We start from the raw sequence: 14,616 nt of genomic DNA, 5'->3' as shown, positions 1-14,616 counted from the left end.
GCTTCGAGCGCGGCCACCCCGTCGAACGCTCCGAGGGCCACGCGGCCTGAACGACCGCAATTGATCCACGGGGCATGACTCCTGCCCCTCAGCCGGGCATCAGGCCGGGCGCGTCGGGCCGATGAGTTTGCCGGTTGCCTGAAGTCTTCCTCGTGATAGCCCGCCCCGTCGGCGGATCAGGAAACGCCGGGTCCCGGTGTCATGGAGGAGAGAGGGAGGCCAGGATGAACAATCCGATTCGGCTGTACATGTCGATGTCGCTCGACGGCTATATCGCCGGCCCGGACGATCGGCCGGGGCAGGAGCTCGGACGCGACGGGGGACGGCTCTTCAACTGGCTCGACGACCGGGAGTCCGACGGTCCGAGCGGCCGGGTCTACCGCGAGGCGCGGGCGACCGGCGCGGTGATCTCTGGCCGTCGGACCTTCGAACTCGCCGGGCGCTGGCAGGGCGATCACCACGACGGCGTGCCGATCTTCGTCCTCACCCACCAGGTGGATGACGGGAACGTGCCACCCGACCACGCGCTTTTCGTCACCGATGTCGAGGACTGCGCCCGTCAGGCTCGCTCAGCCGCAGGGGACCGGCCGGCTATGGTCCATGGGGCGGGGGCGGCCCAAGCACTCCTCCGCGCCGGGCAGGTGGACGAGATGGAGATCCACCTGGTGCCGGTCCTCCTCGGGGACGGTCGACGGCTGTTCGACCACCTGGGTACCGATCACATCGAACTCGACCTCGTCCGACGGCTTGAGGATCGAGACGTTACGCATCTCCGCTACCGGGTGTATCGACCCGAGGAGGTCGCGTGAAGACGCTCTTCGTCTCCTACCGCGTCACCGACCTGGACCGCTCGCTCGGTTTCTACACCGCCTTGGGCTACGTCGAACTGGGCAGGATCGAGGGCGGCGACGGGGCCCGCCTCGTGATCCTCAAGTTCCCCGACGAACCGGTGGCCTCGCTCGAACTGGTCCATCGCCCCGGCGACGGACCGGTCGACGTGGGCAGCGGTTTCGACCACCTCGCGATCCAGGTGGAAACGCTGGCCACCACCCTGGAGACGCTGACCGAAGCCGGCCTGGAGCCGGAGCATGTCCAGTATCCGGGCGGTCCTCACGGCCCGAAGACGTCGTGGCTCACGGACCCGGATGGTTACCGGATCGAGTTGGTGGAGTGGCCGTCCGGACATCCCGACGGCATCACCGCAGCAGACTTCTCCTGAGGGGGGCACGGTGACCGGAGTGACGAAGCCTCCCTCGGCGCGGCCGCGGCACAACGCGGGGCAGCATTGCCGTCCCATCCACAGGTCTTGACGATTACTCGGTCCGTATCCACGACACGCCATCAACCGCACTTGAGGAGAGCACTATGACGGCTGTCTACACCTGGGACGTCTTTTCCACCCTCGACGGCTACGGCTCCTACGGCCCCGACGGCGACTGGGGCGGCTACTGGGGAAAACAGGGCCCTGAGTTCCTTGACAACCGCCTTGCCGTGATCAGCAAAGAGCAGCGGATGGTTCTCGGGGCCAACACCTTTCGGCAGTTCGTGGAGCTGCTGGGCCCGATCCCAGAGGCCGACCTCGATCCGGTGAACTCCCGGATGCGAAGCATGCCGACAACGGTGGTGTCGACGACGCTCACAGGACCCTTCGCAGGGCCGGACGTGACCGTCGTGGCTGGCGACGCCGTCGACGTCGTCGCCCGGCTCAAGGAGGAGTCCGAGGTGCCGTTGCGCTCGCACGGCAGCCTGTCGTTGAACCGGGCGCTGATGGCCGCAGGGCTCGTCGACCGCGTTCAGGTGACGATCTTCCCTGTGATCAGCGGTCAGACCGGGACCGACCTGATCTTCGAGGGCGCGGCCGACTTCGACCTTGAGCTGATCGAGAGCCGGATGTTCGACGGCCGCACCCAAGAGCTCATCTACCGGCCCACCCTGCACTGTTCAGCACAGCCGTGCACTGCACCAGGTCCAGCAGCCGAACCTGACCCGGAAACTCCCCCGCGAGCCGACATGCCGCACCTGACATGAACTTGAACACGCCCTGGGCCGCCGGTGCCCCGTCGCGGTGGCTGTCTGCCTGGACACGCACCTCGGAGCACTCGGCCGTGCTCCCGCTCGGGCAACGACGGGGTTCTTCTCCAGCGGCACAGCACGTAGGCCACGGCGCGCCCCCTCGCTGAAACGGCCCGGCCGGCGCTGCTGGATAGGCTCGGGGCGTGGAGCCGATCAGCATGCAGCCGAACCACGCGCTCGCCGCAGAAGCCCGGGGCGGGCTGTCGCCCCGGGCGGCCCGGGCGTTGTGGTGGGGATCGGGAGGTCTGGTGCTCGGCGTGCTGGGCACCTCGGTGCTCGTCGCCGGTGCGGAGCACGGCCGGCGCCTGCCGGTGACCGTGATCCTGGTCCTCGCGCAGGTATGTGCCCTGCGGTGGCAGACACGCGCGCCCATGGCCGTACTGGCCGTCAACGCGCTGACGGGGCTTGCGGTGTGGGCTCTGCTGCCCGCGGTGTCCTTGTCGGGGGCGCTGCTTGCCGCGCAGGTCACGTTGTGCGTGCTGTCGGCCACCAGGCCGCGGCGGGTGTCGGTGTGGGCGCTGGCGGTGATGTGCCTGCCGGCGCCGTTGGCGCTGGGGGCGGCCGGCGCCGCGGGGCCGTCGGTCTATCTGCTGGCGGTGGTTCTGGCGTGGACAGCGGGGCAGTGGCGCAGGGCACAGCAGGACCGGATGCGGGCGGAGGCGCGCCGGGCTGTGGTCGAGGAGCGGGCGCGGATCGCGCGCGAGGTGCACGACGTCGTGGCGCACACCCTCTCCGTTATGGTCATTCAGGCGGGCGCCGCCGACGACGTGTTCGTCCAGCGGCCCGAACAGGCGCGTGAGGCGCTGCGGGCCATCGAAACGGGTGCCCGCTCGGCACTGGGCGAACTGCGCTTGCTGCTGCGGGCCTTCCATTCCGACGAGGGGGCGGGCGCGGCTGGGGATGAGTTGGGGCAGCAGCCCTCGCTCGCGCGTCTGCAGGAGCTGGCCGACAGCGTGCGTACGACCGGGATCACCGTGCACGTGCACTGCGAGGGCGCAACCGACACCCTGCCGGCCACGGTGGACCTGGCGGCATACCGGATCGTCCAGGAGGCCCTCACCAACACCGTGCGCCATGCGGCCGGTGCCGACGAAGTGAGCGTGCGAGTGAAGGCCGAAGGGGAGTGCGTGAAGGTCACTGTGGTCGACAACGGCCGTACCCGGCAAGGCGGTCCGGCCACGGTGGGAGCGGGTCGCGGGCTGGTGGGGATGAAGGAGCGTGCCCGGCTCGTGGGCGGCAGCCTGCGTGCCGGGCCGTTGCCCGAAGGAGGCTTCGAGGTGACGGCGCAGTTGCCCGTGCGGGACGGGTCATGACGCTGCGCGTGGTGGTGGCCGACGACCAGGCGTTGGTCCGCACCGGGTTCCGCATGATCATCGATGCCCGGGACGACCTTGAGGTGGTCGGTGAGGCGTCCGACGGCCAGGAGGCGGTACGGCTGACCCGGGAGCTGGTACCCGACGTGGTGCTGATGGACGTACGCATGCCGGTCGTGGACGGCATCGAGGCGACCCGGCAGATCGCGCTGTACGGCAGCCCGGCCAAGGTGCTCGTGCTGACCACGTGGGACGTGGACGCGCACGTCGTCGCCGCTCTGCGGGCCGGAGCGAGCGGCTTCCTGCTCAAGGACATCCGACCCACCGAGCTCGTCGACGCGATCCGCCTCACCGCGCGCGGCGACGCGCTGCTGGCGCCCGCCGTGCTCAGCCGCGTCCTCGACCGGTTCCTGCGCACCATGCCCGACCCGGCACCGCCGCCCTCCCTGCAGGACCTCTCCGGTCGCGAACGGGAGGTGCTCACCCTGATCGGCCAGGCCCTGTCCAACGCCGAGATCGCCGAACGGCTGCACTTGTCGGAGGCCACGGTCAAGAACCACGTCACCGCGGTGCTGCGCAAACTGGGCCTGCGCGACCGCGTCCAGGCCGTCGTCGCCGCCTACGACCACGGCCTCGTGCAGCCGCGCCGCCCCTGACACCTGCCTCCTCCTCAAGGAGGAGACAGGGCCACGATCCTCCTGTGTTCCCAGTGCCGGACCGCTCCCACGGACGATCCACGGGCGGGGCGGCCGGCCGTAGCGTCGACGTGTGATCGACGACCTGCCTTGCCTCATGTATCTGCTCGCCTACGACGACGCGGCCGAAGGCTCCTACGACCGCCCCCGGACCCAGTTGCTGCTCCGGGCCGCCGCCCTCGTCGACCTCGCCCTGCGCGGCCGGCTGCGGGAGGACGACGGCACGGTCACCGTCTTCGGCACCCGACCGACCGGCGCCCCCGCCCTGGACGGCGTGCTGCACGACGCGGCCGGCGGCCACGGCTGGAAGCACCTCGCGCGCACCCACCGCAAGCGGACCCTGACGGAGGTGGAGGACCACCTCACGGCGGCCGGAGTCCTCACCGTGAAGGAACCCCGCACCCCCTTCGGCACCCGGCGGCTGACCCTGACCGACCGCGCCGTGCCCGCCGCCCTGCACGCCCGCATGTCCGTGGCGCTGCGCGGGGACGAGCCCGTGCAGAGCCTCCCCGCCGCCGACACCGCGCTGCTGGCGCTGGCCGCGGCGGCCGGCGTCCACTCGGTCGTCTCCCGGCAGGACCGCAAGACCTACCGGGCCCGAATCGATGCCTGCACGACAGCTCTCGCCGCCCTGGCGCCCGGCCTGGAGAAAGCGGTACGCGACCTGCCGACGACCATGATCGCCGCCCAGGGCGGCATGGGCGGCAGCTGACCGAACGAAACGGGGAGACGATGACCATGCGCCGCGTCCTGACCGCCCTATGCTGTGGCCTGACCGCCGTCCTCGCGACGGCCTGGTCCGCACAACCGCCGACGCAGTCCGGCCGGCCCGATGCCGCCGCCACGACGGTCCGCACCCACGACGGCCTCGTGCGGGGCGCCGCTCACGACGGCTACCGCACCTTCGAGGGCATCCCCTACGCCGCACCCACGATCGGCAGGCTCCGCTGGGCACCGCCCCACCATGCCGCCCCCTGGTACGGGGTCCGGGACGCGACCCGTCCCTCGAACGCCTGCCCGCAGCCGGCCGGTGAGGTGCCCGGCGGCAGCACGGACGAGGACTGCCTCCGCCTGAACGTCACCACGCCCGACGGCGCGCGACCGGCACACCCCCGTCCGGTGATCGTGTGGCTGCACGGCGGCGGCTTCACCACCGGAGCGGGCGCCTCCTACGACGCCCACCGCATGGCCACCCGTGGCGGTGTCGTGGTCGTCACCGTCAACTACCGCCTCGGAGCACTCGGTTTCCTCGCCCACAGCGCACTGCCCGGCTCCGGCACCTTCGGCCTGGCCGACCAGCAGGCGGCGCTGCGCTGGGTCCGCGCCGAGATCGGCGCCTTCGGAGGCGACGCGCACAACGTCACACTGGCCGGCGAGTCGGCCGGCGGCTACAGCGTCTGCGCCCAACTCGCCTCACCCGCCGCCGCGGGCCTCTTCGACCGGGCGATCATCGAGAGCGGCCCGTGCACCGGCCGCGTCGGCCGACCCTTCGCCCCGTCCTCCGTCCCGCTGTCCACGGCGCGTACCGCGGGCGCGGACCTCACGGCGAAGGTCGGCTGCAACACTGCCCACGACGTCATGCACTGCCTGCGGCGCGTGCCCGTCGCCCGCCTGCTCAAAGCCCAGACCACCGACCAGCAGCCCGCATACGCCACGTCTCTGCTGCCCCGTGACCCCGCGGCGGCCATCGCCGCCGGTCGCTTTCACCACGTGCCCGTACTCCTCGGCAACAACCACGACGAGGGCAACAGCTGGGCCGCCGGGATCATCCGGGCCGGCCACCCCGTCACCCCGGACACCTGGCCCGATGTCGCAGCCACCTTCTTCCCCGCCGCGGGGGAAGCGAAGGCGATCGTCCGCGTATACCCGGTGCACCCCACCGACGGCGGCCCGGTCTTCGGCGCGGTCATCGGCGACTCCGACTTCGCCTGTCCCACCGCGCGCACGGACTCCCTCCTCGCCACCCAGGTGCCCGTCTGGCGCTACGAGTTCGCCGACCAGCATGCCCCGCCGCTCACTCCCGGCACGCCACCGTTCCCGCTCGGCGCACCACACGCGAGCGAACTGCCGTACCTGTTCGACCTCGGCGGCCGCCCCCGCAGCCTGACCGCGGCGCAGCACCGCCTGGCCAACACCATGATCGACTACTGGACCCGCTTCGCCCGAACCGCCGACCCCAACGGCCCGTTCTCACCGCGCTGGTCCCGCCAGACGACACTGTCCCTGGCACCCGACCACATCGTCCCCACACGCACCACCCAGACCCGCCACCATTGCACGTTCTGGAACGCCCTCGGGTGACCACCGGGACAACCACTGTCGAGGACCTCACCCAACCGCACAACTGGCCCGCGACCCACCACAAACCCGCCCTCACCGGCCACCACACCGGCCACCCCGCCCAGACCCGTTCGCCGACTCACCAGCGATGACTGTGCCTGGCGAGCGCCCACCGGGTCCGAACAGGGCTACGTGCCGACCTTAAGGAAATGAGGCAGCGCGACATGCGCAAACTCAGCCGCATCACCAGCACCGCCGCAACGCTCATGGTGGCTACGGGCCTGACCCTTGCCATCGGAGCCGGAACCGCGCAGGCCGACAGCTACACCCAGTACGTGAATGGCTATACAGGTCTGTGCCTGGACGACAGCAACTCGTACAACTGGCGCGCTTTCCCGTGCAATTACGACTCGTGGGAGGCTGGCTACCAGAAGATCTACCACCACGAATTCAACGACGGCACTGAGCGCCTGATGGGCCAAGCCACCGGCCTGTGCCTGCGTCACTTCGGGGGCGGACGGGTCGGCCACGCCGGATGCGACACCTCGCAGGCGGAGAGCTGGTACCACACCTACGACAATGGACTAAGGCTCAAGAACCAGGCCACGGGTTGGTGTCTGGACGACAGTCCTGAGGCGCACCTGCGCACTTTCCCGTGCAATGGCTTGTCCTACCAGGCGTGGTAGCCGCACGCGGCTGAGGCCGACGCGCGGTTGAAGGAGGACCGGCCCGGCATTCGCCGAGTACCGGTGGTGACGGCCGGCAAGGGTCGGCCGCGAACGGAGGGACACCACTATGCGCAGGATCACGCGCGGCGCCGCCGCGCTCGCGCTCGCCACGGCCGCGATAGCGACAGCCGGCACCGGCTCCGCACACGCGAGCGACAGGACCGTCTACGGCTGTCCGGGCGGGGCGGTGTGCATCTACCCCGAAGGGGCAGACATCCACACGAGCTCGCCGGCGCACATCTTCTACAGCTATGGCGCCCACAATCTGAGCAACCAGTTCGGCAACCACTACGTGCTCAACAACCAGTACGGCAGCGCAAACGCCACCGCCCAGTTGTGCAACGGCTACAACGGCGTGGACTGCGTGGTCACTGTCGGGCTGAACGAGTTCGGAGTCTTCAACCTGACGCCGATCAACTCGATCGTCCTGAACCAGCCGTAGCCGGCCGTTGGCTGGTGTTCGACGGGATCGACGATCTGACCGTCGAGGCGGTGACGGCCGTTTTCGGCACGGTCGATGTGGTGGCAAGAGGCCGGGCGGCTGCGGCCCGCTGCCCGGACTGCAATGGCTTCTCGAACCGGGTGCACGACTCCTGCCTGCGCAGACTCAGAGATCTCCCGATCGGTGAGTTCCGGGTCGTGATCCTTTTGACTGTCCGGCGGTTCGTCCGTGGCTCGGCGGACTGCCCGCGCCGGACGTTCGCCGAGCCGTTCGCGCAGTTCACGACCCCGTGCGCACGCTCCACCAGCCGTCTCAAGCGCGCCCTGGAACGCATCGGGCCGGCACTGGCCGGACGAGCCGGCTCCCGGCTGGCTGTCCAACTCAGTTTCGACGCTGGGAGGATGACCTTGCTGCGCCGGGTCATGGCGTTTCCGGATCGCTGTCCAGCACGCCGCCCGTGCTGGGTGTGGACGATTTCGCCACCCGGCGCGGACAGTCGTACGCCACTGTGATCACGGACGGCGAACGCCACCACCCGATCGACGTCCTGCTCGGACGTGAAGCGGGACCGCTCGCGGCCTGGCTCACCGCGCATCCCGGCGTGGAGATCGTCTGCCGGGACCGGGCAGGCGCCTACGCGGAAGGGGTCCGGCGCGGTGCCCCTGACGCTCTCCAGGCCGCCGACCGGTTCCATCTGTGGCGGGGACTCGGCCGGGCCGTGGAGACTTGCGTGGGAACGGCGGTTAGCCGAAGGCTGCACGAGCGTCATCCAGCTGCACCGTGTACTGCTGGCCGAGAACGCCCCCGTCACCTATCAGATGGTCCGTGCCCACATGGCCGGCCTGCGTGCCTCTCCGACTCAGGCACCGCCGCCACCACCGACAGTGCGGCAGGTGACGGGCTGGCTCACCCGCCGTCCCATGGCCCTGGGCGAAGAGGATCGTGCCGGCCTCAAGGAGGTTCTGGCCCGCTGCCCCGAACTGGACACCGCCGCCGGACACATCCGTGAATTCGGCGAGATCCTCACCGACCGCCGCGGCGCCATGCTCCCCCACCTGGATCGACGCTGTTGACGCCAGCCAACTCCCCGGCCTCACCGGCTCCGCACTCCACTTGCTTCGAGACATCGACGCCGTCACCGCCGGACTCACCCTCACATGGAGCTCCGGCGGCATCGAGGGCGCCGTGAACCGCATCAAGAAGATCAAGAGGCAGCTCTATGGGCGTGCCGGATTCGAAGTGCTCCGCAAGATGATCCTGCTTCAGTGAGGCTCCGCGGCCGCTCCCCAAGATCTGTGCCAGAACCCGGAATTCACCGACATCGAGGCGCTGGACTTCGACCTGTAGACCCCAGGAGGATGAGGACCAGGAAGCGCAGCGGTGACTCAGCACTTCACCTGGCGAGTGAGCAGTTCACTTGGCGGGGCTGAGCCCTCCAGTCGGCGAGCTGAGCATTGCGGCTGCTGAGCGAGTCGATCTCTGTTTGACGACGGTGAGGATGTCGTTGCAGAGCGGGCGCATAGGATCGCCGGCATGGCACTGCGACCCGTCATGGTGAACATAAAGGCTCTTGATCACTCGGCAGTCGGCCGGTTCTGGGCGGAGGCGCTCGGCTGGAGTGCCTACAGCCCCGGCGTGACCACCTACGTCGGACCCGCCGGCGGCCTCGTCTGGCCGGACCCCGTCTTCGTCGGCATCGACGTCGTCCCCGTCCCGGAACCCAGGACATCGGCAAAGAACCGCGTACACCTCGATCTCGCCACCGCCTCTGCGGCCCATCAGGCGGAGTTGGTCGCGCGTCTGAAGTCTCTCGGTGCGACGCCCGCCGACGTGGGCCAGGGTGTGGTGCCGTGGACGGTTCTCGCCGACCCCGAGGGCAACGAGTTCTGTGTGCTGGAGCCTCGGGAGATCTACCGGGACACCGGGCCGATCGCCGCGGTTGTGGTCGACTGCGCGGATCCGCGGGCCATGGCCCGGTTCTGGGACGAGGCGACGGACTGGACCCTGCACGAGGTGAGCGACGATCAGGCGGTGTTGCGCTCCGCCAAGGGCGTCGGCCCGTATCTCGAATTCCTGCGCACGCCCGACGTGAAGACCGTTCCGGACCGCGTCCATCTCGACCTGCTGCCGTACCCCGGTGACGACAAAGCAGCGGAGGTGGCCCGGCTGCGGGCCCTCGGCGCCACTGACCTCGACCTCGGCCAGGGCGACGTCCCTTGGACGTGCCTGGCCGACCCGGAGGGCCACGAGTTCTGCGTCCTCGCCCTGTCCTGACGCGGAGCCTTAGCGACTCCCCGACGCGTGAGCCTTGTGTGCTCATGAGCCCTGACCCGGGGTGGGTTGGGCTGCCGCGTATCGGTCGATTCGGGCGGCGAGAGCTGTGCCTGTTTGCGATCCTCGGAGCGCGTATGAGCGGTGCCTCCAGCGTCGGTGTCGGACCACGTGGCTGCCTTGTCCGCGTCAGGATGGTGCCGGAAAGGCGCGGCCCGGCTATGCGGCTTGGGTGAGTTCGGCATGGCCGAACAGCAGCGCGTAGCCGGAGGGGAGCTGTTGCAGGATGCGGGTGATGAGGTCGGGTCCGGCGTAGGCGGCGACGGCGGAGAAGACGGATCCGGTGTCCCAGCGGGTGGTGGCCAGGGAGGCGCCGGTGCGGGCTGGGGGCGGCCGAAGAGGAGGTCGTAGCCCGCGGGGAGCTGGAGCAGGATCTGTTTGAGGAGGTCGTCGCCGGTGGCGTCGGTGACTGTGGACAGGACGGCGCTGACATCCCAGGCCGAGGCCCGCGACCCGCAGCTCCGCCGATGCTGGGTGGTCCTGGCCGACGGCGCCACCCACCAGCTGGGGCTGATCCGGGCCTGGACTGCCCGCCGCAGGATCGAGATCCATATCGTCCTCGACATCGTGCACGTGCTCGAAGAGAAGGTATGGGCGGCCGCGCGGTGTTTCCACACCGCCACCGATCCCGACGCCGAGGACTGGTTGGGCACCGAAGCCACCCGGATCCTGGCCGGTGACGCCCCATCAGCCGTCGCAGCCATCCGCACCGAGGCCGACCGCACGGGCCTGTCCCCAGATCAGCGGGCCGCAGCGGACAAAGCCTGCCGCAACCTGGAGAACAATGCCGCCTTCGTCCACTACGGCCAGGCCCTCGACGCCGGCTGGCCGATCGCCAGCGGCATCGTCGAAGGAGCAGCCCGCCACTTGACGGACCGCCTCGACATCACCGGCAGCCGATGGAGCGTCTGCGGAGCCGAAGCCGTCCTCACCCTCCGCGCCGTCATCAGCAACGGCGACTTCCCGGCCTACTGGACCTACCACACCCAGAGAGAACGCGAACGCCGCTATCACCCACCCGACGAGCACAACGGCGAACTCCAGCCCTGACCAACGATCTCACCACAGAAGAGCCGCACCCATCCGCAATCCGCCGCACAGCGGCGCCATGAATACCTTTTCAAGATCTCGATGGTCTGCAGACGTGACGGAACGGTGCGCTTCATCGGAGTGTGACCGCTGGGCGGTCAAGATCGACGCGGCAAGCCCTGGCCCGGCATCCCGAGCCGGGTGCTGAAGCCCCCGGCCGGGGGCAGGCCGTGCGCCAACCTGTCCTGCGGTAGTCCTGGGCGATGACGGTGGAGCGAGGAGCGTTCAGGTGGGCGTGTGGTGCCCGTTCTGATGACGTGGCGATGGGTTCTCGCGGAAAGCGCCCGGCGTCACGCCCGTCCGCAGCCGGAAGAACTTCGTGAAGTCGCTGGCGTCGGTGAACCCGAGCCGGTCCGCGACCTCCTTGGCAGCGAGTCCGCTGTGCCACAGCAGCCGCTTCGCCTCGAGCAGCACCCGGTCGTCGATGTACTGCTTGGCCGTACGTCCCGTCGCGGCGAGCGTCGCACGGGTCAGCGTGCGCGGGCTGTAGCCGAGCGCCGCTGCGTAGTCCTCCACGCGTCGGGTCACCGCATGGTCCCGCTCCACGGCCGAGTGGAAACGGCGGAAAGTCTCTGACGCGGAGGTCGGCCGGGGCGCCGGGCCGCGCGCCTGTGCGAACCGCACCACGAGGACGGACAGCAGCGCGCGCAACACCTCGGTGTGTGCCTGAAGGGGAAGCGAGGCCATCGCACGGTACTCGTACGAGAGATGGTCGAGCGCCCGCCGCAGGCCCTCCGCCGCCGCGCTGTCCGGCGTCGTCGGACGCTGCTCGTAGGGCGGGTCCATGTGCGCCGCCGACACCGTGGCCGACGGCAGGAAGCCAGGCTGGAACAGCACCACCACCCCGTCCGCCGCCACCAGGTCGGGGCCGAACCGCTGCACCTGCCCCGGCCGGATCCACAGCCACGACCCGGGCCGCAGCTCGTGCTCGACGAAGTCCACCCACATCCGCAGCGGCCGCGAGCGGGCGCCGATCAGCTGGTGGAAGGCGGGTCGCAGCGGCACGTACGGGTCGTTGCCATGGCGGCGCGAGCGCTCGTACAGATCGGAGAGCTCCATCACCTCGACCCCGGCCGCGGCGCCCACGGTCGGGGTGTAGGCCAGCTCCTTGACCTCAGACTGTCCGTTTTTCCCCATCGTGAGTCCCGAGGGTACCGCCGCCCGCCCAGAACCGCCTCCTAGCGTGGAAGCACAGGTCAGCGAGGCGTGAGGAGTGGTCTTGTGCGGTTGGTCGTGGGAATGACCGGGGCGACGGGAGCCCCGTTGGGTGTCCGGCTCCTGGAGCACTTGCGGGAGCTGCCGGACGTGGAGACGCATCTGGTGCTGTCCCGGTGGGCGCGCACCACCATCGAGCTGGAGACGGGCCTGTCCGTGGCCGACGTGTCCGCGCTCGCCGATGTCACGCACCATCCCGAGGACCAGGGCGCCACCATCTCCTCCGGTTCGTTCCGCACCGACGGCATGGTGATCGTGCCGTGCTCCATGAAGACCCTCGCCGGGATCAGGACCGGCTATGCCGAGGGGCTCGTGGCCCGCGCCGCCGACGTCGTCCTGAAGGAGCGCCGCAAGCTCGTCCTCGTCCCGCGCGAGACACCGCTGAGCGAGATCCACCTCCGGAACATGCTCGAACTTGCCCGCATGGGGGTGCACGTGGTGCCGCCCATGCCCGCCTTCTACAACAACCCGCGGACCGTCGACGACATCGTCGACCACATCACGGCCCGCATCCTCGACCAGTTCGACCTGCCCGCGCCGGCCGCCAAGCGCTGGGCCGGGATGCGCGCGGCGCGCACGGCCTCCCGATCGTCGGCTGACGCCGCCTGAAATTTCTTAACCCACAAAGGAGTTCCCTATGGCCTACGACGATCTGCGCAGTTTCCTGGACACGTTGGAGAAGGAGGAGCAGCTGCTGCGCATCACCGACGAGGTGCTGCCCGAGCCGGATCTCGCGGCCGCCGCCAACGCGACGGGCCGCATCGGCGAGAACGCCCCCGCCCTCTACTTCGACAACGTCAAGGGCTTCACCGACGCCCGCATCGCCCTCAACGTCCACGGTTCCTGGGCCAACCACGCGCTCGCCCTCGGACTGCCGCGGAACACCCCGGTCAAGGAGCAGGTCGAGGAGTTCGCCCGCCGTTGGGACGCCTTCCCCGTCGCGCCCGAGCGCCGCGAGGACGCGCCCTGGCGTGAGAACACCCGGGAGGGTGAGGACGTCGACCTGTTCTCTGTGCTGCCGCTGTTCCGCCTCAACGACGGAGACGGTGGCTTCTATCTCGACAAGGCCGCCGTCGTCTCCCGCGACCCCGAGGACCCGGACGACTTCGGGAAGCAGAACGTCGGCACCTACCGGATCCAGGTCATCGGCCGGGACCGGCTCGCCTTCCAGCCCGTCCCGATGCACGACGTCGCCCAGCACCTCCGCAAGGCCGAGGAGAGGGGCGAGGACCTGCCCATCGCCATCACCCTCGGCAACGACCCGGTGATGGCGATCGTGGCCGGGATGCCGATGGCGTACGACCAGAGCGAGTACGAAATGGCCGGCGCCCTGCGCGGCGCGCCCGCACCGATCGCCACCGCGCCGCTCACCGGCTTCGACGTGCCCTGGGGGAGCGAGGTCGTCATCGAGGGCGTCATCGAGTCCCGCAAGCGTCAGATCGAGGGCCCCTTCGGCGAGTTCACGGGCCACTACTCGGGCGGCCGCCGCATGCCCGTCATCCGCGTGGACCGCGTCTCGTACCGCACGAACCCGGTCTTCGAGTCCCTCTACCTCGGCATGCCGTGGACCGAGTGCGACTACCTCGTCGGCCCCAACACGTGCGTGCCGCTGCTCAAGCAGCTGCGCGTCGAGTTCCCCGAGGTGCAGGCCGTCAACGCCATGTACACGCACGGCCTGATGGTCATCATCTCCACGGCCAAGCGGTACGGCGGCTTCGCCAAGGCCGTCGGCATGCGCGCCATGACGACGCCGCACGGACTCGGCTATGTGGCCCAGGTGATCCTCGTCGACGAGGACGTCGACCCGTTCAACCTGCCGCAGGTCATGTGGGCCATGTCCGCCAAGGTCAACCCGAAGGACGACGTCGTCGTCATCCCCAACCTGTCCGTCCTGGAACTCGCGCCCGCCGCGCAGCCCGTCGGCATCACCAGCAAGATGATCATCGATGCGACGACGCCGGTCGCCCCGGACGTCCGCGGCAACTTCTCCACCCCGGCCAAGGACCTGCCCGAGACCGCCGAATGGACGATCCGCCTGCAGCACCTCATCGCCGACCGCCACTGACGCCTGTCACTCCTCCCCTCCCCCCTGAAAGGACAACTCCCGTGAACGACGAGCACCTTGAGTGCCCCCGTTGCGCTTTCGGCACGATCACCCAGCTCGCCGCGTCCCCCGTCCCCGGTGTGTGGGACGTGCTGCAGTGCGCGCGCTGCCTCTATACCTGGCGCACCATCGAACCCGCCCGCCGCACGCGCCGCGACACCTACCCCGAGGCGTTCAAGCTGACGGAGGCTGACATCGAGAACGCGATCGAGGTGCCCGCCGTCCCCCCTCTCATTGGCCGCAGTTGATGACGTGGCCGACACACAACGAGGTCATCCGGTTTGGGTGCGGCTCTTCTGCAGTGAGCTGGTGATGCTGTGCGCCGTTGCCGCTCGTGGTCGGACGG

Annotated in this window: 18 protein-coding genes and 3 pseudogenes; 18 read left to right on the top strand and 3 right to left on the bottom strand. The window is 69.7% G+C overall.

All coding sequences use genetic code 11. The features are described from left to right. The first annotated feature begins 224 nt into the window (after window positions 1-224). From AC4OXY_RS05075 to AC4OXY_RS05010, 14 genes and pseudogenes are all read left to right on the top strand, one after another. Window positions 225-809, top strand: coding sequence for a dihydrofolate reductase family protein (locus AC4OXY_RS05075; RefSeq protein ID WP_491993269.1), 585 nt, complete (start codon window positions 225-227; stop codon window positions 807-809). Beyond that, complete coding sequence (locus tag AC4OXY_RS05070; RefSeq protein WP_376292732.1) at window positions 806-1,219, top strand: VOC family protein; 414 nt, start codon at window positions 806-808, stop codon at window positions 1,217-1,219. Before AC4OXY_RS05075 ends, AC4OXY_RS05070 begins: the two co-directional genes overlap by 4 nt. A 146-nt stretch (window positions 1,220-1,365) precedes the next feature. Further along, entirely contained in the window at window positions 1,366-2,028 is a 663-nt protein-coding gene (locus tag AC4OXY_RS05065; RefSeq protein WP_491993268.1) for a dihydrofolate reductase family protein, read from the top strand. A gap of 188 nt (window positions 2,029-2,216) precedes the next feature. After that, on the top strand, window positions 2,217-3,386 hold the full coding sequence (locus AC4OXY_RS05060; RefSeq protein WP_491993267.1) for a sensor histidine kinase: 1,170 nt from the start codon (window positions 2,217-2,219) through the stop codon (window positions 3,384-3,386). Beyond that, complete coding sequence (locus tag AC4OXY_RS05055) at window positions 3,383-4,042, top strand: response regulator (RefSeq protein WP_356027984.1); 660 nt, start codon at window positions 3,383-3,385, stop codon at window positions 4,040-4,042. The genes AC4OXY_RS05060 and AC4OXY_RS05055 overlap by 4 nt, the downstream gene beginning before the upstream one ends. 112 nt (window positions 4,043-4,154) lie before the next feature. After that, window positions 4,155-4,793, top strand: coding sequence for a GOLPH3/VPS74 family protein (locus AC4OXY_RS05050; RefSeq protein WP_491993266.1), 639 nt, complete (start codon window positions 4,155-4,157; stop codon window positions 4,791-4,793). 20 nt (window positions 4,794-4,813) lie between these two features. After that, a complete protein-coding gene (locus AC4OXY_RS05045; RefSeq protein WP_491993265.1) occupies window positions 4,814-6,382 on the top strand; it encodes a carboxylesterase/lipase family protein in 1,569 nt (522 codons plus the stop codon). Between the two features lie 203 nt (window positions 6,383-6,585). Beyond that, window positions 6,586-7,047, top strand: a complete 462-nt coding sequence (locus tag AC4OXY_RS05040; protein ID WP_491993264.1) for an RICIN domain-containing protein — start codon at window positions 6,586-6,588, stop codon at window positions 7,045-7,047. A gap of 109 nt (window positions 7,048-7,156) precedes the next feature. Continuing rightward, window positions 7,157-7,531, top strand: a complete 375-nt coding sequence (locus tag AC4OXY_RS05035; RefSeq protein ID WP_376292745.1) for a hypothetical protein — start codon at window positions 7,157-7,159, stop codon at window positions 7,529-7,531. Between the two features lie 14 nt (window positions 7,532-7,545). Then, complete coding sequence (locus AC4OXY_RS05030; RefSeq protein WP_376292747.1) at window positions 7,546-8,043, top strand: transposase family protein; 498 nt, start codon at window positions 7,546-7,548, stop codon at window positions 8,041-8,043. Continuing rightward, window positions 7,989-8,234, top strand: a pseudogene (locus AC4OXY_RS05025) (ISL3 family transposase); the annotation flags it as partial. The gene AC4OXY_RS05030 and the pseudogene AC4OXY_RS05025, both read left to right, overlap by 55 nt. A 190-nt stretch (window positions 8,235-8,424) precedes the next feature. After that, the gene (locus tag AC4OXY_RS05020) at window positions 8,425-8,604 is read left to right on the top strand and encodes a hypothetical protein (protein ID WP_491994834.1); all 180 of its coding nucleotides are present in this window, start codon (window positions 8,425-8,427) and stop codon (window positions 8,602-8,604) included. Further along, window positions 8,537-8,800 carry a transposase gene (locus tag AC4OXY_RS05015; protein ID WP_356027999.1) on the top strand — a complete coding sequence of 88 codons (264 nt, stop codon included), beginning with the start codon at window positions 8,537-8,539 and terminating at the stop codon, window positions 8,798-8,800. Before AC4OXY_RS05020 ends, AC4OXY_RS05015 begins: the two co-directional genes overlap by 68 nt. A gap of 264 nt (window positions 8,801-9,064) precedes the next feature. Continuing rightward, window positions 9,065-9,805, top strand: a complete 741-nt coding sequence (locus tag AC4OXY_RS05010; RefSeq protein WP_491993263.1) for a VOC family protein — start codon at window positions 9,065-9,067, stop codon at window positions 9,803-9,805. Between the two features lie 216 nt (window positions 9,806-10,021). Here the strand turns inward: AC4OXY_RS05010 and AC4OXY_RS05005 are convergent. Both AC4OXY_RS05005 and AC4OXY_RS05000 read right to left on the bottom strand, forming a co-directional pair. Beyond that, a pseudogene (locus tag AC4OXY_RS05005) lies at window positions 10,022-10,186 on the bottom strand (DUF2267 domain-containing protein); the annotation flags it as partial. Further along, a pseudogene (locus AC4OXY_RS05000) lies at window positions 10,183-10,311 on the bottom strand (DUF2267 domain-containing protein); the annotation flags it as partial. The pseudogenes AC4OXY_RS05005 and AC4OXY_RS05000, both read right to left, overlap by 4 nt. On the opposite strand from AC4OXY_RS05000, the gene AC4OXY_RS04995 reads away from it, so the two are divergent. Next, window positions 10,259-10,912, top strand: a complete 654-nt coding sequence (locus tag AC4OXY_RS04995; protein ID WP_376292799.1) for a hypothetical protein — start codon at window positions 10,259-10,261, stop codon at window positions 10,910-10,912. The pseudogene AC4OXY_RS05000 and the gene AC4OXY_RS04995 sit on opposite strands and share 53 nt — an antisense overlap. A gap of 264 nt (window positions 10,913-11,176) precedes the next feature. Here AC4OXY_RS04995 and AC4OXY_RS04990 read toward each other — a convergent pair whose 3' ends face one another. Next, window positions 11,177-12,088, bottom strand: a complete 912-nt coding sequence (locus AC4OXY_RS04990) for a helix-turn-helix domain-containing protein (RefSeq protein ID WP_376292751.1) — start codon at window positions 12,086-12,088, stop codon at window positions 11,177-11,179. Window positions 12,089-12,172: 84 nt separating this feature from the next. Here AC4OXY_RS04990 and AC4OXY_RS04985 point away from each other — a divergent pair, with 84 nt between their 5' ends. From AC4OXY_RS04985 to AC4OXY_RS04975, 3 genes are read left to right on the top strand one after another with little or no spacing between them, the layout of a single operon-like run. After that, window positions 12,173-12,775: a non-oxidative hydroxyarylic acid decarboxylases subunit B gene (locus AC4OXY_RS04985; protein WP_356028007.1), complete on the top strand. Its 603-nt coding sequence runs from the start codon at window positions 12,173-12,175 to the stop codon at window positions 12,773-12,775. A gap of 28 nt (window positions 12,776-12,803) precedes the next feature. Continuing rightward, window positions 12,804-14,231 carry a non-oxidative vanillic acid decarboxylases subunit C gene (vdcC, locus tag AC4OXY_RS04980; RefSeq protein WP_376292754.1) on the top strand — a complete coding sequence of 476 codons (1,428 nt, stop codon included), beginning with the start codon at window positions 12,804-12,806 and terminating at the stop codon, window positions 14,229-14,231. A 41-nt stretch (window positions 14,232-14,272) separates the two neighbouring features. Further along, a complete protein-coding gene (locus AC4OXY_RS04975; protein WP_356028012.1) occupies window positions 14,273-14,518 on the top strand; it encodes a non-oxidative hydroxyarylic acid decarboxylases subunit D in 246 nt (81 codons plus the stop codon). Window positions 14,519-14,616: the final 98 nt, after the last annotated feature.

The organism is Streptomyces sp. HUAS MG56 (genome assembly GCF_058673395.1).
Note: the sequence above shows the minus strand (reverse complement) of the source record. Positions and strands in the feature narration are given on the sequence as shown.